At 45.3% G+C, this 19,013-nt stretch carries 20 protein-coding genes; 10 read left to right on the top strand and 10 right to left on the bottom strand.

All coding sequences use genetic code 11. The annotated features are described in order from the left end of the window. Positions 1–7: 7 nt before the first annotated feature. Together AACT42_RS00225 and AACT42_RS00220 are read right to left on the bottom strand one after the other, a co-directional pair. Complete coding sequence (locus tag AACT42_RS00225; RefSeq protein WP_013855564.1) at positions 8–952, bottom strand: LysR family transcriptional regulator; 945 nt, start codon at positions 950–952, stop codon at positions 8–10. Positions 953–1,107: 155 nt separating this feature from the next. After that, entirely contained in the window at positions 1,108–1,293 is a 186-nt protein-coding gene (locus tag AACT42_RS00220; protein WP_010319936.1) for a hypothetical protein, read from the bottom strand. A gap of 133 nt (positions 1,294–1,426) precedes the next feature. On the opposite strand from AACT42_RS00220, the gene tusA reads away from it, so the two are divergent. After that, on the top strand, positions 1,427–1,675 hold the full coding sequence (tusA, locus tag AACT42_RS00215) for a sulfurtransferase TusA (protein ID WP_020977692.1): 249 nt from the start codon (positions 1,427–1,429) through the stop codon (positions 1,673–1,675). Positions 1,676–1,758: 83 nt separating this feature from the next. Here tusA and AACT42_RS00210 read toward each other — a convergent pair whose 3' ends face one another. Continuing rightward, complete coding sequence (locus AACT42_RS00210) at positions 1,759–2,019, bottom strand: hypothetical protein (protein ID WP_010319938.1); 261 nt, start codon at positions 2,017–2,019, stop codon at positions 1,759–1,761. A 155-nt stretch (positions 2,020–2,174) separates the two neighbouring features. Beyond that, entirely contained in the window at positions 2,175–2,729 is a 555-nt protein-coding gene (locus AACT42_RS00205; protein ID WP_017046363.1) for a TMEM165/GDT1 family protein, read from the bottom strand. A gap of 414 nt (positions 2,730–3,143) precedes the next feature. On the opposite strand from AACT42_RS00205, the gene glyQ reads away from it, so the two are divergent. The 3 genes from glyQ (at position 3,144) to AACT42_RS00190 (ending at position 7,605) form a co-directional block, all read left to right on the top strand. Then, a complete protein-coding gene (gene glyQ, locus AACT42_RS00200) occupies positions 3,144–4,061 on the top strand; it encodes a glycine--tRNA ligase subunit alpha (RefSeq protein WP_013855568.1) in 918 nt (305 codons plus the stop codon). 1 nt (position 4,062) lies between these two features. Then, the gene (glyS, locus tag AACT42_RS00195; protein ID WP_094133211.1) at positions 4,063–6,144 is read left to right on the top strand and encodes a glycine--tRNA ligase subunit beta; all 2,082 of its coding nucleotides are present in this window, start codon (positions 4,063–4,065) and stop codon (positions 6,142–6,144) included. 213 nt (positions 6,145–6,357) lie between these two features. Continuing rightward, positions 6,358–7,605, top strand: coding sequence for a valine--pyruvate transaminase (locus AACT42_RS00190; protein WP_010319942.1), 1,248 nt, complete (start codon positions 6,358–6,360; stop codon positions 7,603–7,605). 68 nt (positions 7,606–7,673) lie between these two features. Here AACT42_RS00190 and AACT42_RS00185 read toward each other — a convergent pair whose 3' ends face one another. The 6 genes from AACT42_RS00185 to dnaA all read right to left on the bottom strand — a co-directional run bounded on the left by AACT42_RS00185 (position 7,674) and on the right by dnaA (position 15,530). Beyond that, positions 7,674–8,111 carry an Hsp20 family protein gene (locus AACT42_RS00185; protein ID WP_010319943.1) on the bottom strand — a complete coding sequence of 146 codons (438 nt, stop codon included), beginning with the start codon at positions 8,109–8,111 and terminating at the stop codon, positions 7,674–7,676. A gap of 536 nt (positions 8,112–8,647) precedes the next feature. Next, positions 8,648–8,920 carry a GreA/GreB family elongation factor gene (locus AACT42_RS00180; protein WP_094133209.1) on the bottom strand — a complete coding sequence of 91 codons (273 nt, stop codon included), beginning with the start codon at positions 8,918–8,920 and terminating at the stop codon, positions 8,648–8,650. Positions 8,921–9,426: 506 nt separating this feature from the next. Beyond that, complete coding sequence (gyrB, locus tag AACT42_RS00175) at positions 9,427–11,844, bottom strand: DNA topoisomerase (ATP-hydrolyzing) subunit B (RefSeq protein ID WP_013855574.1); 2,418 nt, start codon at positions 11,842–11,844, stop codon at positions 9,427–9,429. A gap of 19 nt (positions 11,845–11,863) precedes the next feature. Beyond that, positions 11,864–12,943 (bottom strand): DNA replication/repair protein RecF, encoded by a 1,080-nt coding sequence (gene recF, locus AACT42_RS00170; protein ID WP_013855575.1) that lies wholly within the window; start codon positions 12,941–12,943, stop codon positions 11,864–11,866. Positions 12,944–12,952: 9 nt separating this feature from the next. Next, a complete protein-coding gene (gene dnaN / locus AACT42_RS00165) occupies positions 12,953–14,053 on the bottom strand; it encodes a DNA polymerase III subunit beta (RefSeq protein ID WP_094133208.1) in 1,101 nt (366 codons plus the stop codon). 73 nt (positions 14,054–14,126) lie between these two features. After that, entirely contained in the window at positions 14,127–15,530 is a 1,404-nt protein-coding gene (dnaA, locus tag AACT42_RS00160; protein ID WP_010319947.1) for a chromosomal replication initiator protein DnaA, read from the bottom strand. 309 nt (positions 15,531–15,839) lie between these two features. On the opposite strand from dnaA, the gene AACT42_RS00155 reads away from it, so the two are divergent. From AACT42_RS00155 to yidD, 6 genes are all read left to right on the top strand, one after another. After that, complete coding sequence (locus AACT42_RS00155; RefSeq protein WP_026027668.1) at positions 15,840–16,589, top strand: amino acid ABC transporter substrate-binding protein; 750 nt, start codon at positions 15,840–15,842, stop codon at positions 16,587–16,589. 75 nt (positions 16,590–16,664) lie between these two features. Further along, the gene (locus AACT42_RS00150; protein WP_010319949.1) at positions 16,665–17,336 is read left to right on the top strand and encodes an amino acid ABC transporter permease; all 672 of its coding nucleotides are present in this window, start codon (positions 16,665–16,667) and stop codon (positions 17,334–17,336) included. After that, on the top strand, positions 17,333–18,082 hold the full coding sequence (locus AACT42_RS00145; RefSeq protein ID WP_094133207.1) for an amino acid ABC transporter ATP-binding protein: 750 nt from the start codon (positions 17,333–17,335) through the stop codon (positions 18,080–18,082). The genes AACT42_RS00150 and AACT42_RS00145 overlap by 4 nt, the downstream gene beginning before the upstream one ends. Before the next feature lie 196 nt (positions 18,083–18,278). Then, a complete protein-coding gene (rpmH, locus tag AACT42_RS00140) occupies positions 18,279–18,416 on the top strand; it encodes a 50S ribosomal protein L34 (protein WP_010319951.1) in 138 nt (45 codons plus the stop codon). 12 nt (positions 18,417–18,428) lie between these two features. Beyond that, positions 18,429–18,785: a ribonuclease P protein component gene (rnpA, locus tag AACT42_RS00135; protein ID WP_026027667.1), complete on the top strand. Its 357-nt coding sequence runs from the start codon at positions 18,429–18,431 to the stop codon at positions 18,783–18,785. Next, positions 18,752–19,012, top strand: a complete 261-nt coding sequence (gene yidD, locus AACT42_RS00130; RefSeq protein WP_010319953.1) for a membrane protein insertion efficiency factor YidD — start codon at positions 18,752–18,754, stop codon at positions 19,010–19,012. The genes rnpA and yidD overlap by 34 nt, the downstream gene beginning before the upstream one ends. Position 19,013 lies beyond the last annotated feature (1 nt).

The following is a 19,013-nucleotide window of genomic DNA, read 5'->3' as shown; positions in this document are numbered from 1 at the left end:
ATGATTTTTACCCCTCTAACTGCATCTCTTCAATACGCTTAGCAATCAACCGACTGCACTCTTGTTTGACGATCTGCCTTAACCATTCTTGGGCAGGAGAATGCTCACATCGCGAGTGCCAAATCATAGAGTAGTCAAACGGCGTAAACTGAAACGGTAACGGCTTCACTACCAATGCGTAACGCTCTGCCACTAAATAGGCCAGATCCGCAGGCACCGTAATAATCAATGGCATGGTATCAACAATCGCTAGCGCGGCTTCTAAATGATAGGCTCTGAGCACCATTTTCCGTTTAGGCTGCCCACTTAATGCTTGTTCAATTAAGGCATTAACACCATCACTGATCGCAATCATCGCATGAGGGTATGTCAGGTAATCCGCTAAAGAGATCTGCCGATTCGCCAGCGGATGATGTTGGGAGAGCAAACAAAGTACACCGACTCGCCCAAGCACCTCACTCATCAATGGTGCTACTGGCGACGTTGGGCGACAAATCGCTAAATCAGCTCCTTCATAAGTCAGTTGATCGGCCAACCTATCATGCTGCAAAGGTAAAAACTCAAACGACACGTTTGGTGCCTCTTGATATATCCTTGGTAAAGCAAACGGTAAGATGGTCTGCATTGCGTAATCTGTCGTGGCAATGGTGAAGGTTTGTTCACATTGCTGGGGGTCAAATTCAACAGGTGAAAGGATTTGACGTAGAGACTCCAATGGCTCGCCTAAGGCACGATTAAGCTCCAGCGCTTTTTCAGTCGGAATGAGATGCTGACCTTGACGCGTAAAAAGAGGATCATTGAGCAGATCACGTAACCGGCCTAATACACGGCTCATGGCTGACTGGCTAAGATTTAAACGCTGGGCCGCTTTACTGACACTGCTCTCTTCTATCAACACTCTCAGTGCAATCAATAAATTCAGATCGCGACGATAGATATCTTCCAACTCCATGCAACAACCCCACTTTTATCATGGCAAATAGGCTCAGTGTACGCGTTAGGCAAAAAAAATCCCGCCTTTCAGCGGGGAAGCCCAAGAAAATGGGGATAGTGTCGGAATGTGTTACGTGTCGTATTAGTGCAATGCGTTGATCAATATGTGATGGATTAGTGATTCTGCTCTTCTGAGATGCCTTTCCAAAGATGCATCTCAAGCCAGATCCCAACCAGTGACGCACTGACACCAAAAAGTGGCATCCATGACGTTTCTGCAGGCGTTCGCATCACTAAGGCACAAAATGAGATAAAGCAGAGAACCGAATAAATGGTTAACCTATCAAGCGCTGTTAACATAAGTGCCTCACCAAATTGTTATCAACTTGTTAAGTAAGTTAAAACAAAAAGATCACTTTGCCAAGTGGTTATTGAATATTTTTTCCTCGCCAGTATTATCTACGCCTTGCGATAACATCGATTAGGTTTGAATATGACATTTGATCCGGCACTTGCCACACAAATACTCGAAGCCGAAGGATTGCGCTGTCCCGAGCCTGTAATGATGGTCAGAAAAACCATTCGAACCATGCAAGATGGCGAAATTTTACTAGTGAAAGCCGATGACCCGTCAACCACTCGAGACATTCCCAGTTTTTGCCGCTTTATGGATCATCAGTTAATTGCGGAGAAAGTGGACACATTGCCCTATCTCTATTTGATTAAGAAAGGATTGAGTTAAGCCTCGATCTAAGTGATGCGTACGCAAAAGAAAAGGCGACCTCAAAAAGGCCGCCTTTTGCTATTGATTCATTGCGCTGCACACTACTCATTAAACTCGATGGTGCGGATCTCTGATTGCAGTTTTGTGATCTGCTTTTGCAGGGTTCGAATTTCATCGTGCATCGGGATAATGTGCGCGACTCGGATCCAAGATTCCACCATTAAGCCACACAATATGATTGCGCCGGCCACCATGGGTAGCCACATTTCCGTCAACGCCATACCCAACAACGTCAGCACAAAACCGAACGTAAACAAGTAACTTTGGCTCTTGGCGGTCATTCCCATATAACGTGTCAGCATATGCATTCCCTCTTAGACTTGCATCATCTAGCACTACAGTAACATGACCAGTATGGCATAAATTTGTCACTCATCACGCAACCGTAGACGTTGGGCGACAAGTTGAGTAATAAATTGTGTCACGCTCACTCGCCCAATCATCTAATCGATTGGAATTACCAAATCGCCGCGCCGATCGCTAATATCAAAAAGAGTACCGCCGTGATTTTACGAATAAGTCCTAGCGGCATTTTATCGGCGGATAATTTACCAATCAGCACCACAGGTACGTTAGCCAGCAACATACCAATCGTCGTTCCGAGCACCACCCACAGTAGAGCATCCGCATATTGCGCACCAAGAATAGACGTTGCTATTTGGGTTTTATCGCCAATTTCAGCGACAAAAAAAGCGATGAAGCTAGCGACAAAAGGACCTCGATTGGTAATCTTTTCATCACCGTCGAGTTTGTCTGGAATTAACACCCAACCCGCCATGGCAAGGAAGCTGGCGACCAACACCCATTTAAGGATTTCTGGTGACAGGTAATCGGCAACGACCACGCCCAGCCAAGCAGCGAGTGCATGGTTAACCATCGTTGCGACAAAAATGGCGGCAATAATAGGCAAAGGTTTACGATAACGACTGGCTAGCAGCAGAGAAAGCAGTTGGGTTTTATCGCCAATTTCAGCTAAGGCGACGGTAGTAATTGAAATAGCTAATACGCTCACGACAGGCTCAATGGGGCGGGATAATTATAATAACCATAGACAAACGCCACTCCCCACCCCGGTTTGTGATGTTTGTCTAAGGTCTTGCTAAGCTAAAATGACTTTAGCCTCGAACGCCACGGTGATTTGGCACCAATTATGTTGACGAACGAACCGTTAAGATAAGAAATCTCACTGGTAAGCTACTCCCCAAAGACGGCGCAATTCTAATCAGGCCGAGTGAAAATCTCAAGTTAGAAATAAGTCAAAATCGTTCATGTGCAGGAATTTGGCACAATCGATGCGATAAATTCGACCAAAACGGATTTTCGACCATTAATTAAGCAAGATTACCCCTACTCGCTGAGCGAATATCTGGGTATACTTGTTCGTTATTTTCATCCATTCAGACAGAAGAATCGCGCGAACCTGACTATGCAAAAATACGATATCAAAACCTTTCAGGGTATGATCCTCGCGCTGCAGGATTATTGGGCCCAACAAGGCTGTACCATTGTTCAACCATTAGACATGGAAGTTGGTGCAGGAACCTCTCACCCAATGACATGCCTGCGAGCTTTAGGCCCAGAGCCCATTGCAACGGCGTATGTTCAACCCTCTCGTCGTCCAACGGACGGTCGTTATGGTGAAAACCCAAACCGCCTGCAACACTATTACCAATTCCAAGTCATCATCAAACCTTCACCAGACAACATTCAAGAGTTGTATTTAGGGTCTTTAGAGGTGCTCGGTGTTGACCCACTAGTACACGATATTCGTTTCGTGGAAGATAACTGGGAAAACCCAACCTTAGGTGCTTGGGGTCTTGGCTGGGAAGTGTGGCTAAACGGCATGGAAGTAACTCAATTTACTTACTTCCAACAAGTCGGCGGCCTTGAGTGCAAACCTGTAACTGGTGAAATCACTTACGGTATTGAACGTCTTGCCATGTACATTCAAGGCGTGGATTCAGTGTATGACTTAGTCTGGACAGATGGCCCATTAGGTAAAGTCACCTATGGTGACATTTACCATCAAAATGAAGTCGAACAATCCACTTACAACTTCGAACACGCGGATGTCGATTTTCTTTTCACTTTCTTCGACCAGTGCGAAAAAGAGTGTAAGCATCTACTTGAGCTAGAAAAACCGCTGCCACTTCCTGCCTATGAGCGTATTTTGAAAGCGGGCCATGCCTTTAACCTATTGGACGCGCGTAAAGCGATTTCGGTGACAGAACGTCAACGTTACATCCTACGCATCCGTAACCTGACCAAAGCGGTTGCAGAAGCGTACTACGCATCTCGTGAAGCACTCGGCTTCCCTATGTGTAAAAAGGGTGAGGACAAATAAGATGGCAAAAGAATTTCTAATTGAATTAGGCACAGAAGAGCTACCACCAAAACAACTTCGCACTTTGGCTGAAGCGTTTGCGGCTAACTTTGCCGCAGAATTGAAAACCGCTGAACTGGCACACGAAGGCATCAAATGGTTTGCAACCCCTCGCCGTTTAGCACTGAAAGTGACCAACTTGGCCCAAGGTCAAGCGGATAAAGTGGTCGAAAAACGTGGCCCTGCTATTTCAGTTGCTTTTGATGCCGATGGCAATCCAACCAAAGCAGCACAAGGCTGGGCGCGTGGCAACGGCATTACTGTTGAGCAAGCGGATCGCCTAACAACAGACCAAGGTGAATGGCTACTGTTTAAACAGGATGTCAAAGGCCAAGAAGCTAAAGCCATTGTGGTTGAACTCGCCGCCAAAGCGTTAGCAAACTTGCCTATCGCCAAACCCATGCGCTGGGGTGATAAAGAAACACAATTTATCCGCCCAGTAAAAACTCTGACTATTTTGATGGGTGATGAACTGATCGAAGGTGAGATCTTAGGCGTAGCTTCTGCGCGCACCATTCGTGGTCACCGCTTTATGGGCGAAAAAGAGTTCACCATCGATTCAGCAGAGCAATACCCAGCGATTTTAGAACAGCGCGGTAAAGTGATCGCCGATTACGATGCTCGTAAAGCGATAATTATTGCTGATGCACAAAAAGCAGCGCTACAGGTTGGCGGTGTTGCCGATCTTGACGATGACTTGGTTGAAGAAGTGACCTCACTGGTTGAATGGCCAGTGGTGCTGACGGCTAAATTTGAAGAAAAATTCCTTAAAGTACCGTCAGAAGCTTTGGTTTACACCATGAAAGGTGACCAAAAATACTTCCCGGTTTATTCTCATCAGATGAGCGATGCGAATAAGCAATTGCTGCCTAACTTTATTTTCGTCTCTAACATCGAGTCGAAAGAGCCTCGCCATGTTATCGAAGGCAACGAGAAAGTCGTTCGTCCACGCTTAGCGGACGCGGAATTCTTCTTTAATACCGATCTCAAAAGCAAATTAGTCGATCGTCTACCACGACTAGAAACCGCGATTTTCCAGCAGCAGTTGGGTACGATTAAAGATAAAACTGACCGTATTACTGAACTGGCTGGTTACATTGCAGAACAGATTGGCGCGGATGTAGAAAAATCAAAACGTGCGGGCTTACTGGCTAAATGCGATTTGATGACCTCAATGGTGTTTGAATTTACCGACACGCAAGGCGTGATGGGTATGCATTATGCTCGCCATGACGGAGAAGCAGAAGAAGTCGCCGTTGCACTAAACGAACAGTACATGCCACGCTTTGCTGGCGATGCTCTGCCAACCAATGGCGTTTCCGCCGCTGTGGCAATCGCAGACAAGCTAGACACCATAGTCGGCATCTTCGGTATTGGCCAAGCGCCAAAAGGCTCGGATCCCTTTGCTCTGCGTCGCGCATCACTGGGTGTACTGCGCATCATCGTTGAATACGGCTATAACTTGGACTTAGTTGACCTCGTAGCAAAAGCGAAATCTCTGTTTGGTGATCGCCTTACCAACGACAACGTTGAGCACGATGTAATTGAGTTTATGCTTGGCCGTTTCCGTGCTTGGTATCAAGATGAAGGTTTTAGCGTCGACATCATCCAAGCGGTACTTGCTCGTCGTCCAACCAAACCCGCTGATTTTGACAAACGTGTTAAAGCGGTTTCCCACTTCCGTGAACTGGAAGCGGCTGAAGCCCTAGCGGCGGCAAACAAGCGTGTCGGTAACATTTTAGCGAAATTTGACGGTGAACTGGCTGCAGAAATCAACCTAACACTTCTTCAAGAAGCGGCCGAAAAAGCCTTAGCGGAAGAAGTGGAAGTGATGACCGAAGCACTAGAACCTGCTTTCGCTACCGGTGATTACCAACAAGCACTGAGCAAGCTGGCAGCACTACGTGAACCTGTTGATGCTTTCTTTGATAATGTCATGGTGATGGCAGACGATGAAGCATTAAAACAAAACCGTTTAACGCTGCTCAACAACTTGCGTAATCTGTTCCTACAAATTGCTGATATTTCACTGCTGCAAAAGTAGTCGCTGATATTTCGGCACACAAATTAATCTATCAAAGCCCAGCGGCCATCCGCTGGGCTTTTTGTTTTATCTGACCGCAGTGTGTTATTTGGCGAAAAATAGTGCTTTGACTCGCAAAAACATTGGGGTATGTTCAAGGATTACTCGATGGGCATGGCATCGTTTCATGCCCCTTTATGCAAGCAAATACAAGAATGAATTAGGCAGTCAGCAATGCAGTTTTCGAAATTTGGTGAAAAATTTAATCAGTATTCCGGTATTACCCAGTTAATGGACGATCTCAATGATGGCCTGCGCACCCCCGGAGCCATTATGCTCGGCGGTGGTAACCCAGCCGCCATTCCCGCCATGATTGACTACTTTCATCAAACCAGTGCTGACATGCTTAGCAGTGGTGAACTGATCGCTGCCCTCGCCAACTATGATGGCCCACAAGGTAAAGATCTGTTCGTTAAATCTCTCGCAAAACTGCTCAAAGAAACCTATGGCTGGGAAATCAGTGAAAAGAACATTAGCTTAACCAATGGCAGCCAGAGTGGATTTTTCTATCTATTTAATCTGTTTGCTGGCCAGCAAGCTGACGGTTCACATAAGAAAATTTTACTGCCATTAGCGCCTGAATATATTGGTTATGGTGATGCCGGGATAGATGAAGATATTTTTGTCTCCTATCGCCCAGAAATAGAACTACTCGACAATGGCTTATTCAAATACCACGTGGATTTCGAAACCTTGAGCGTGGATTCGTCGGTAGCCGCCATTTGTGCTTCCCGTCCAACCAATCCGACGGGAAATGTGCTCACAGAACAAGAGATCCACAAGCTCGATAAGCTGGCTAGAGAGAACAATATCCCACTGATTATCGACAATGCATACGGCGTTCCATTTCCCAACATCATTTTTGAAGAGATTGAACCCTTTTGGAATGACAACACCATTTTATGCATGAGCCTTTCGAAACTGGGTTTACCCGGTGTGCGCTGCGGTATCGTCATTGCCAACGAAACCATTACCCAAGCATTAACCAACATGAATGGTATCATTAGTTTAGCGCCAGGCAGCATCGGCCCAGCCATTGCTCATCACATGATTGAAAAAGGCGATCTATTAAGGCTCAGTCGCGATGTGATCAAGCCCTTCTACCAGCAGAAATCACAAAGAGCAGTCGAGTTACTCAAGCAAGCCATTAGCGACCCGCGCTTTCGTATCCATAAACCAGAAGGGGCGATCTTTTTATGGCTCTGGTTTGATGAGCTCCCCATCACCACGATGGAACTTTACCAACGTCTAAAAGCCAGAGGAGTATTGATTGTACCGGGTGAATATTTCTTTATTGGTCAACAAGACGATTGGCAACACGCGCATCAGTGTCTGCGCATGAACTACGTGCAAGATGATGAAGCCATGCAAAAGGGCATTCAAATTATTGCTCAAGAAGTGGCATTAGCGTATCAACAGTAATTCATCCTTTCTGCCATGAAAAAGAGCGCCAAAAGGCGCTCTTTCACTACTTTAATGTGGCCAGTAACTTAATTGTTCTCAATTAAGTTTTTACCATTAATCGCAATTTTACGTGGTTGCATCGCTTCAGGTGTTTCACGTTCAAGATCCACGTGTAGCAAGCCATTTTCCATTGTGGCTCCGAGTACTTTGACATAGTCGGCCAATTGGAATTTACGTTCAAAATCGCGCTCAGCAATACCTTGGTAGACGTAGTTTTTATTCTCTTCGGGTTTACGTTCGCCACGCACAATCAGCGTATTTTCTTGTTGAGTAATCTCAATCTGCTCTTCAGAAAAACCAGCTACCGCCATCGTGATGCGATATTTATTGTCGTCTTGCTGTTCAATATTGTACGGAGGGTAACCCGCAGAGCTATTCTTCGCTGAACTGGATTCCATCATGTTTAATAGACGGTCAAAACCAATTGCGTTGCGGTATAAAGGAGTGAAATCTACTGTTCTCATCATACTATCCTCATCATAAGCAATAGCCTTAGCGCATAGGCGCTAAGCCGTTAGCAGCCATTCTTTCAACATGGAGCTAACAACACATTTAATGATCACAACACAAGGCTCCTCTTAAGAGAGCAAACCTGTGTCGCCATTCCAGAGGTCCTTACGGCATCCTCTTCATTGATAGATATAGGGGCACTAAAATTCTTTTCAAGGATTTTTTGAAAAATTTTTTAGTCCTCGCTAAAGCGAACAGAAACTAGAAAGAGGACATCAAATCAAACTGATACTTCGTAGGGTTACAAAGCCTTCATTAGCAGGATATAGAGTCAATACAGAGACATAAAAAAGCCTAACGATATCATTAGGCTTTATTTTGCACTTTAACCGATGAAAACTTATTTTATTTTCCGCGTTTTTTCCTTTCTTTAACTACACTGCTTTCTTCCATTTTTTCTTGCTTTAATTTCCGCTTTTCTTTTAGGCTAAGTTGCGCTTTTTTCATATCTTTCTTACTCATAGTAATCTCCTTATTTTAACGAAGAAATTTAATTTACACACGTTAGTGACTTTTCAGGAAGAATATTAACCACTTTATATTCTCGCTCTTTTCCTAAAACATATAATTTAAAACACTCTTGTTCACGTAATCCAAAAATAGAAGCGCCTAAATAAGAGTAAAGTGATACGAGACCATCATTAGGGTTGTTCCGCTCACCAAGCACTATAATGATTTGATAAGGTTGACACTTTTCTGCATCAACAAAGCTGACCCTATCTCCAACGTTGACTCGGCGCTCTGCCGTAGAATATCTGGCCAATGATTCTGCTTCTATTCTCTCGAAAAGAGTCAGTAAAATCAGTGGAGACTGATAGGTAACAAATAAGCTTGTTATTATTTTACTTTTGAAAAAAACAAGCCAACGCTTGAATAAGTTGATATTTATTACTCCTTACAATAATTCCAAAAATAGATTAGATAATATCCGAAAGTTAGACCTTCGGATTTATTACTGTAAGATAAATAACAAACCCACATCTCCTAAAAAGTAATTAATGAATACTATATCGGCCAAAAAATATAATTCAAGCTCATAAAAACCTCTAAAAACATGGAATAAAATAAAATAGTAGATACTTTTTTTTATTGAGAGAAAATCCCAATAAAAAAACGTTTATGACCTTTTATCCTTGAAGACAACCTAAGATAAGTAGAAAGTGTTGATGCTAAAAATGGTTGCTCCCACGTTGGGTGACTTTGTATTGACCATAAAAAAACACCGCTCTTGCGAAACGGTGTTTTTGGGATTTGCTTTATAGCAACGACTTAGACATCGAGGTTGGCAACTTTTAAGGCGTTCTCTTCGATGAATGCGCGACGCGGCTCAACTTGATCACCCATCAAGGTGGTAAACAGTTCATCAGCACCAACAGCATCTTCAATCGTGACTTGCAGCATACGGCGAGATTCAGGATCCATCGTCGTTTCCCACAACTGATCTGGGTTCATTTCACCTAGACCTTTGTAGCGTTGTAGGCTTAGGCCACGACGAGACTCTTTAATTAACCAGTTCAACGCATCAACAAAGTTATCGACAGGTTGAATACGCTCACCACGTTGAATGTAAGCCCCTTCTTCAACTAAGCCATAAAGTGCTTCAGAAAGGTCCGCCAGCTTGCTGTACTCTTTCGAATTGAGCAAATCAGCACTTAATAGATGTTGGTGCGTTACACCATGAGTGCGCACTACAATCTTAGGCTGATAAATACCAAGCTCCGCATTGTGCTCAGTTTCAATGCTGTATTGGCTTGCGCCAACTTCTTTCGCATTTAACTGCTCCACCAACTGTTTGCCCCACGCTTCTACTACTGCAGAATCAGCGCATTGATCAACAATGATACGCGGCATATAGATGAATTCATGGATCAAGGCGTAAGGGTAGCGGCGGCTCATGCGCTCCACCAGCTTAATGGCGACATTGTATTGCTTAACCAAGGTTTCTAACGCTTCGCCTGCTAATGCTGGCGCTTGAGGGTTAACATGCAGTGAGGCACCATCCAATGCCAAAGCAACTTGGTATTGGTTCATCGCATCTTCATCTTTGATGTACTGCTCTTGCTTGCCTTTTTTCACTTTATACAAAGGCGGTTGAGCAATGTAGATGTAGCCACGCTCAATCAGCTCAGGCATTTGACGATAAAAGAAGGTCAGCAGTAGCGTACGAATGTGCGAACCGTCGACGTCCGCATCGGTCATGATGATGATGTTGTGATAACGCAGTTTGTCTGGGTTATATTCATCACGGCCAATGCCACAGCCTAATGCGGTGATAAGCGTTGCGACTTCTTGCGAAGAAAGCATTTTGTCGAAACGAGCTTTTTCAACGTTAAGAATTTTACCTTTCAGCGGCAAAATCGCTTGGTTTTTACGGTTACGTCCCTGCTTGGCAGAACCGCCAGCAGAGTCCCCTTCCACTATGTACAGTTCAGATAGTGCAGGATCTTTTTCTTGGCAATCGGCGAGTTTACCCGGCAAACCGGCAAGATCTAACGCACCTTTACGACGTGTCATTTCACGCGCTTTACGCGCCGCTTCACGAGCACGAGCCGCATCAATGATTTTTGAACAGACCATTTTGGCTTCACTTGGGTTTTCAGCCAAAAACTCCGCCAATTTCTCACCCATTGCTGACTCAACCGCAGATTTCACCTCGGATGAAACCAATTTATCTTTAGTTTGGCTAGAGAACTTAGGATCCGGCACTTTCACTGAAACCACCGCGGTTAAGCCTTCACGAGCATCATCACCCGAGGTCGCCGCTTGCGCTTTTTTCGAGAAGCCTTCTTTATCCATGAAGGTGTTTAGGGTACGAGTTAACGCCCCACGGAAACCCGCTAAGTGGGCACCACCATCACGTTGAGGAATGTTGTTGGTAAAGCAGTAAATGTTTTCTTGGAAACCATCGTTCCACTGCATCGCCACTTCCACGGTAATCCCATCGTCACGCTCAGAGCTGAAATGGAATACTTTTTCATGGATCGGCGTTTTATTGCGGTTTAAATGGCCAACAAACGCTTTAATACCACCTTCATATCTGAAGTGGTCTTTTTTGTCTTCTTCGCGTTCATCAAACAGTTTGATGGATACACCAGAGTTTAGGAAAGAGAGCTCACGCAGACGCTTAGCTAAAATATCGTAATGGAATTCAATGTTGGTAAAGGTTTCAGCACTTGGCCAAAAACGCAGGGTTGTCCCGGTTTTATCGGTTTCACCCACCACAGCCAACGGCGCTTGTGGCACACCGTGACAATAAGTTTGTGTGTGAATAGCGCCGTTACGGTAGATAGTCAGTAGCACTTTTTCAGACAGCGCGTTGACGACGGACACACCGACACCGTGCAGACCACCCGAAACCTTGTATGAGTTGTCATCAAATTTACCGCCTGCATGCAGAACCGTCATAATCACTTCCGCGGCAGAAACTTGTTCTTCTTCGTGAAGGTCGGTAGGAATACCACGGCCATCATCGCTAACTGAAACTGAATTGTCTTCGTGAATAGTCACTACGATGTCTTTACAGTGACCTGCCAACGCTTCATCAATTGAGTTATCCACCACCTCAAAAACCATGTGGTGCAGACCGGTGCCATCATCCGTGTCGCCGATGTACATTCCTGGACGTTTGCGAACCGCGTCCAGACCCTTCAGTACCTTAATACTCGATGAATCGTAATTATTCGACATGAGTTACTCTCTCACTATTTTATCCGTGCTCTATTGTGCCATGTTCCACATGAAACATCTTGCTGTTTGACTCAATCATGTCTGCAACTTGGCCTTGCGTAATAGAACTTACAAAAACTTGTGCCCCCGTCGATTTTAAGCAATCCGCTAAACGCTTACGACGATGGCTATCTAATTCGGAAGCAAAGTCATCAATTAAATAGATGCATTGCTTACCTGTCAGCTCGGTTAAGTGTTGTCCTTGTGCGACGCGCAGTGCACACACCATTAATTTAAGCTGACCGCGTGATAGAACATCTTCAACCGGTGTTCCATTGACCTTTATTTTTAAATCCGCTTTATTCGGGCCACTGAATGTGTAGCCTAGCGATTGATCGCGTTCGAAGTTTTTCTCGAGGATTTGTTGATAGGGCGTCTCTTTTTCCCAACCACGATAATACTTCATTTGCACATCAAATTCTGGCAAAAAACTGCGACACAACGCCTCGGCAACACACTTCATTTGCGTCACATAATGTGTGCGCCATGCATCGATTTGTTCAGCCAAGCGCGCCATCTCCTGATCCCAATAACTGAGTTCACGATAATGGGTTGCCGTTTTTAACAACGCATTGCGCTGCTTATTGAGGCGCTTAAAACGCCCCCACGCATCATAAAAGGCAGGTTCACTATGAAATACCCCCCAATCAATAAATGCACGTCGTTGTTTTGGTCCATCGGTGAGCAGATCAAACCCTTCCGGATGAATCAATTGCAAAGGTAAAACTTGTGCCAGTTGCGCTAGTTTTTGCCCAGATTGACCGCCTATTTTAACCTCTGTTGAACCGTCACGCTGCTTATTAATGCCAATCGGTAGCTCAAATTGATCCGAGGTCAAAAAACGCCCATGCACAAACAGCTCCTGACACTCATTTTGTATGACGCGTCCGGTTAAGGCGCTTTTGAACGAGCGACCATGACCCAGCAGGTAAATCGCTTCCAGTACACTGGTTTTGCCGCTGCCATTAGGGCCAATAAGAAAGTTAAAGCCTGATGATAATGGGATATCACAGGCTTTAATATTACGAAATTGTTGGACGATTAAACGAGTCAGCGGCATTGCGCAAACTTAAAGTCGGATCGGCATGACGACATACATCGCGCTGTCGTCATCGCGATTTTCAATCAGCGCGCTGGCGTTGGCGTCAGACATCGATACACGAACCTGTTCACAACGTAATGTATTCAGTACATCGAGCACATAGCTGACGTTAAAACCGATTTCGATGGCGTCGCCTTCAAAGGTGACATCCAACAACTCTTCCGCTTCTTCTTGCTCTGGGTTGTTGGCGGTAATGCGCATTGCGTTATCCGCAAGATTAACCCGTACCCCGCGAAACTTTTCATTTGAGAGAATCGCGGCACGAGAAAATGCCTGACGTAACTCATCACAGCCCGTTTCTAAGGTTTTGGTCGTTTGCTGCGGCATAACGCGGCGATAATCAGGGAAGCGGCCATCAACCAGCTTAGAAGTGAAGATGAAATTATTCACTTGGGCGCGCAAATTTGAGCTACCAATTTGCAGCACAACCGACTGTTCTGGCGCATCAAGTAACTTGACCAGTTCCTGTACCCCTTTACGCGGCACGATGATCTGTTTATTGGCAAAATCCGCGCTGAGTGCCGTTTGCGAAACCGCCATACGGTGTCCATCGGTTGCCACAGAGCGCAAGGTTGAACCATCGATTTCAAATAGCATACCGTTCAGGTAATAACGCACATCTTGGTTAGCCATCGAAAACTGGGTTTTCTCAATTAAACTGCGCAGTTCTGCCTGAGTGAGCGACACTTCCACTTCACTTTGCCAATCTTCAATATTAGGGAAGTCACTAGCAGGTAAGGTTGCCAGAGAGAAACGGCTACGGCCAGAACGCATCTGAATGCGATCGCCTTCCAATACCACGGTGATCACGGCGCTATCGGGCAAGCCACGACAAATATCTAAAAATTTACGCGCAGGGACAGTGATGCTTCCTGCTTCGCACTCACCTTCAAGTGTCACGCGGCTAATCAGTTCGACTTCAAGATCGGTCGCCGTCATCGACAGCTCGTTCTCTTCCACTTTGAGCAACAAATTACCAAGAATTGGCAAAGTCGCACGTCCGCCTAATGTTCCAGATACTTGCTGAAGTGGCTTAATGAAGTGGCTACGTTCAATAGTAAATTTCATAGTTAGCTCTTACGATGTTATCGGGCGACCCCAAATGCGAGGGTTAAAATAGCTGATATAAGAAGGTTGTGCATCAAGAAGACAGGGTACGAATTAAATTCGAATAGTCTTCTTTGATGTCGTGGCTCTCTTCACGTAACTGCTGGATTTTACGGCAAGCGTGCAGCACTGTCGTATGATCTCGGCCACCAAACGCATCACCAATTTCAGGCAAGCTGTGGTTAGTCAGCTCTTTAGCCAGTGCCATCGCCAACTGGCGTGGACGAGCAACCGAGCGAGAGCGACGTTTAGAAAGCAAATCCGCCACTTTAATTTTGTAGTATTCCGCCACGGTCTTTTGAATGTTATCAATGGTGACCAATTTTTCTTGCAAAGCCAATAAGTCACGCAGCGCTTCACGCACAAAATCGATGGTGATCGGACGGCCGGTAAAGTTAGCGTTGGCGATAACACGGTTTAGTGCACCTTCCAATTCACGCACGTTGGAACGTAAGCGTTTGGCAATAAAAAAGGCAACTTCATCGGCAAGATGAATTTGGTGATCTTCTGCCTTCTTCATTAAAATCGCGACACGCGTTTCAAGCTCTGGTGGCTCAATCGCAACCGTCAAACCCCAACCAAAACGAGATTTCAGGCGATCTTCCACCCCATTGATCTCTTTAGGATAGCGGTCGGAAGTCAAAATGATTTGTTGGTTACCTTCAAGCAATGCGTTAAAGGTATGAAAGAACTCTTCTTGCGAACGCTCTTTATTGGCAAAGAATTGAATATCATCGATCAAGAGTGCATCGACACTGCGGTAATAACGTTTGAACTCTTCAATCGCATTATTTTGCAGCGCTTTCACCATATCTTGCACGAAACGCTCTGAGTGCATGTAAATCACTTTCGCATTCGGGTTGTTATCAACAATCGCATTACCAACGGCGTGCAATAAGTGTGTTTTACCTAGCCCTGTACCACCGTATAAGAAGAGTGGGTTATAGGCCGCGCCGGGGTTATCGGAAACTTGACGCGCTGCAGCCAAACCAAGTTGGTTCGATTTACCTTCAACGAAGTTATTGAACTTATGTTTAGGGTTAACGTTTGATCTGTGATTAATGTCTGCCACAACCGTGTCGTTTTCCCACGTACGATGTACTGGTTTACGCGCTTGTAACTGTGCAGGAGCTGAAGATTCAGCCGCGACATCCGCTTGAGTACGAACGGGAGCAGCTTTAGGCGCGCTGACCCGGCGACTACCCACTTCAAAACGCAGGTTCGGGGTATCGTGGCCACAATGCTCTTGCAGTAGTCGGTTAATGCTGTTGATGTATTTATCGCGCACCCAATCAAGCACAAATCGGTTTGGGGCGAATAAAGTGAGAGTATTGTCATTGAGCTCCGCTTGTAACGGACGTACCCACATGCTGAATTCCGCTGCTGGTAACTCTTCTTGAAGCTGTTGCAAACATTGCAACCAAAGCGAAGATGACACGGTTGCCCTCACCCTAAGTAAATGATCGAAAAGACTGGCGATTTTACCTGTTGATAACCAAGATCGCCAGCGATTGATCCGTGATCCAGTGAATAAGATCGAAGTTATTCACACAATTTGCGCTTGATTTTTGTCGATCTTCACAATTAGCACCACTTTACCCACACGATGATCCACATATACAAGGATCCTCTATACTTATCCCCAATTGTGTCACTATGTTCGGTTATGGTTAATAACTACTGGTTATTTATTCTATTGAGTGCTTTACCAGTAACATCCCTCTCTATAAATATAAGGAGTTTCAAGATGAAAAACTGGGTTAAAGTCGCCATTACTGCAATTGCACTATCCGCTGCAAGCGTACACGCGGCAACGGAAATAAAAGTCGGCATGTCAGGGCGCTATTTTCCATTCACTTTTGTCAAACAAGACAAGCTGCAAGGCTTTGAAGTGGATGTTTGGGATGAGATAGGTAAACGCAATGATTACGATGTAAAATATGTTACGGCTAATTTCTCCGGTCTCTTTGGCCTGCTTGAAACTGGCCGAATTGATACCATTTCAAACCAAATCACCGTCACAGAAGCACGTAAAGCGAAATACTTATTTGCTGACCCGTATGTCATCGACGGTGCACAAATTACCGTTCGCAAAGGTAATGACAGCATTAAAGGGATTGACGATCTTGCCGGCAAAACGGTCGCGGTCAATTTAGGCTCAAACTTCGAGCAGCTACTGCGCAGCTTTGACAAAGACAATAAAATCATCATCAAAACTTACGATACTGGCATTGAACATGACGTTGCTCTTGGCCGTGCTGATGCGTTTGTGATGGATCGCCTTTCGGCTCTGGAATTGATTAAAACAACGGGCTTACCGTTGCAATTGGCTGGTCACCCTTTTGAAACCATTGAAAACGCTTGGCCGTTTGTTAACAACGAGCAAGGCCAAAAACTGCAAGCTGAAGTGAATCAAGCGTTAGCCTCGATGCGCGCTGATGGCACACTGAGTGCGATTTCTGAAAAATGGTTTGCTGCCGATATCACCAATAAGTAAATTCCCCTATTATCAAAAGATAGGATTGAGGTGGAACCACACATTCCACCTTTTTTGTTTTAAAAAGGTAAGCCGATGGGATTTGATTTTCACTATATGCTTGAGCTGATGCCAATACTGCTCAGGTATTTAGGCACCACCATGGAGATGGCGACTTGGGGCTTAGTGTTTGCTTTGATCCTGTCGGTCATTTTAGCCAATATTCGTGTGTTCAAAGTGCCCATTTTGGATCCGCTAAGCCAGCTGTACATCAGCTTTTTCCGCGGTACTCCCCTGCTGGTACAACTATTTCTACTCTACTATGGTCTGCCGCAAGTGTTACCGTGGATGGTCGGTTTAAATGCATTTAGCGCCGCGGTGATCGGGCTAACTCTTCACTTCGCCGCTTATATGGCAGAAAGTATTCGCGCCGCCATTTTGGGTATTGATCGCAGCCAAATGGAAGCGAGTTTGTCTGTGGGTATGACCACAAGCCAAGCAATGCGCCGCATTATTTTGCCGCAAGCTACTCGTATCGCGTTGCCATCATTAATGAATTACTTCATTGATATGATCAAATCGACCTCATTAGCTTTTACATTAGGAGTCGCTGAGATCATGGCTAGAGCGCAGATGGAAGCTTCGTCAAGCTTTCGCTTCTTTGAAGCTTTCCTCGCCGTTGCATTAATTTACTGGGCCGTAGTGGTGGTACTGACTCGGGTACAAATTTGGGCTGAAGAGAGACTCAATAAGGCGTATGTACGATGATTAAACTCGATAATATTCATAAGCGCTTTGGCGATACTGAAGTGCTCAAAGGCATCAGCTTAGCAATAGAAAAAGGTGAAATCATCGTCATTATTGGCTCAAGCGGTACCGGTAAATCGACCTTACTGCGCTGCGTCAACTTCCTAGAACGCGCAGACCAAGGCTCCATTACTATTGATGATGTCACCGTCGACACCCAGCAACAGACCAAAGCAGATGTATTAGCACTGCGCAGAAAAACAGGCTTTGTTTTCCAAAACTACGTGCTGTTTGCTCATATGACAGCGAGGCAAAATGTCGCCGAAGGGCTCATTACGGTGCACGGTTGGAAAAAAGATCTCGCCCTGACCCGCGCACAGCAGATTTTGGATGACATCGGTCTTGGGGATAAAGGAGAGAGTTATCCCGCAGCGCTTTCTGGTGGCCAGCAGCAGCGCGTTGGGATCGGCCGTGCGATGGCGCTACAACCAGAATTGCTGTTATTTGATGAACCTACGTCAGCACTCGATCCTGAATGGGTTGGCGAAGTGCTTGCTTTAATGAAGAAATTAGCTACTCATCACCAAACAATGCTGGTGGTTACCCATGAGATGCAGTTTGCAAAAGAGGTAGCCGATCGCGTGATCTTCATGGCCGATGGGCAAATTGTAGAGCAAGGCTCTCCACAGGATATCTTTGGTAATCCACAGGATCCTAAGCTCAAGAAATTTTTAAATCAGGTGGGGATCGACGAAGGATCCTTGTGATTTAAAGGAGACTGCGTATAATCCCCCGACCGGAATTTTAGTGAACCCAATCGTTGACACTTATTGTGACAGTGATTACAATTCCGCCTCTTTGTTGAGAGGCGTCGGATTCCTTTCTTTCTATTAAAGAAGCGAAAATATGCCCACGCCGGGTTTATTTGAACCTAAAAACTACTGATCAGTAAGGTAATTACACATGTCTAAACGCACTTTTCAACCTACCGTTCTAAAGCGCAAGCGTACTCACGGTTTCCGTGCACGCATGGCAACTAAGAATGGCCGTAAGGTTATTAATGCACGTCGTGCTAAAGGCCGCGCGCGCCTGTCAAAATAATTCGCGATTATTTTGAATACGTACGCGTTCAATCGGGAGTTACGTTTGTTAACTCCCGAACATTATAAAAAAGTCTTCCAGCAAGCGCACAGCGCAGGCTCCCCCCATTTCACTATCATTGCTCGCGAAAACGCTCTTACCCACCCAAGGTTAGGGTTGGCCGTCCCCAAAAAACAGATCAAAACAGCTGTTGGCCGTAATCGCTTCAAACGCCTCGCTCGCGAAAGCTTCCGTAATAAACAGCATCAACTTCCTAACAAAGATTTTGTTGTGATTGCGAAAAAGAGCGCGCAAGATTTAAGCAATGAAGAAATGTTCAAACTATTTGAAAAATTATGGCATCGCCTGTCTCGCCCTTCGCGTGGTTAGCAATCGGATTCGTCCGCCTTTACCAAGGAATCATCAGTCCTCTGCTTGGACCACGCTGTCGTTTTACTCCAACCTGTTCAAACTATGCGATAGAAGCGTTGAAAGCTCACGGTTTTGTAAAAGGGTGTTGGTTATCAGGCAAACGTCTATTAAAATGCCACCCTTTGAACGAAGGGGGTTTTGACCCCGTTCCGCCACCAGTCCAAAAACAAGACAGAGATAATTAAC

Origin of the sequence: Vibrio sp. V15_P4S5T153 (genome assembly GCF_963874485.1) — a bacterium.
GTDB classification, from domain to species: Bacteria; Pseudomonadota; Gammaproteobacteria; order Enterobacterales; family Vibrionaceae; genus Vibrio; species Vibrio anguillarum.
This window is presented reverse-complemented; position numbering and strand designations above follow the sequence as displayed.

Bases quoted from the DNA above. Each gene is read 5' to 3' on its own strand.
- AACT42_RS00210 (WP_010319938.1), bottom strand. From the start codon at position 2,019: ATGCTGACACGTTATATGGGAATGACCGCCAAGAGCCAAAGTTACTTG.
- recF (WP_013855575.1), bottom strand. From the start codon at position 12,943: ATGCCGCTGACTCGTTTAATCGTCCAACAATTTCGTAATATTAAAGCC.
- dnaN (WP_094133208.1), bottom strand. From the start codon at position 14,053: ATGAAATTTACTATTGAACGTAGCCACTTCATTAAGCCACTTCAGCAA.
- AACT42_RS00185 (WP_010319943.1), bottom strand. From the start codon at position 8,111: ATGAGAACAGTAGATTTCACTCCTTTATACCGCAACGCAATTGGTTTT.
- rpmH (WP_010319951.1), top strand. From the start codon at position 18,279: ATGTCTAAACGCACTTTTCAACCTACCGTTCTAAAGCGCAAGCGTACT.
- AACT42_RS00190 (WP_010319942.1), top strand. From the start codon at position 6,358: ATGCAGTTTTCGAAATTTGGTGAAAAATTTAATCAGTATTCCGGTATT.
- AACT42_RS00145 (WP_094133207.1), top strand. From the start codon at position 17,333: ATGATTAAACTCGATAATATTCATAAGCGCTTTGGCGATACTGAAGTG.
- glyS (WP_094133211.1), top strand. From the start codon at position 4,063: ATGGCAAAAGAATTTCTAATTGAATTAGGCACAGAAGAGCTACCACCA.
- AACT42_RS00155 (WP_026027668.1), top strand. From the start codon at position 15,840: ATGAAAAACTGGGTTAAAGTCGCCATTACTGCAATTGCACTATCCGCT.
- AACT42_RS00220 (WP_010319936.1), bottom strand. From the start codon at position 1,293: ATGTTAACAGCGCTTGATAGGTTAACCATTTATTCGGTTCTCTGCTTT.
- AACT42_RS00225 (WP_013855564.1), bottom strand. From the start codon at position 952: ATGGAGTTGGAAGATATCTATCGTCGCGATCTGAATTTATTGATTGCA.
- tusA (WP_020977692.1), top strand. From the start codon at position 1,427: ATGACATTTGATCCGGCACTTGCCACACAAATACTCGAAGCCGAAGGA.
- gyrB (WP_013855574.1), bottom strand. From the start codon at position 11,844: ATGTCGAATAATTACGATTCATCGAGTATTAAGGTACTGAAGGGTCTG.
- glyQ (WP_013855568.1), top strand. From the start codon at position 3,144: ATGCAAAAATACGATATCAAAACCTTTCAGGGTATGATCCTCGCGCTG.
- yidD (WP_010319953.1), top strand. From the start codon at position 18,752: ATGGCATCGCCTGTCTCGCCCTTCGCGTGGTTAGCAATCGGATTCGTC.
- AACT42_RS00150 (WP_010319949.1), top strand. From the start codon at position 16,665: ATGGGATTTGATTTTCACTATATGCTTGAGCTGATGCCAATACTGCTC.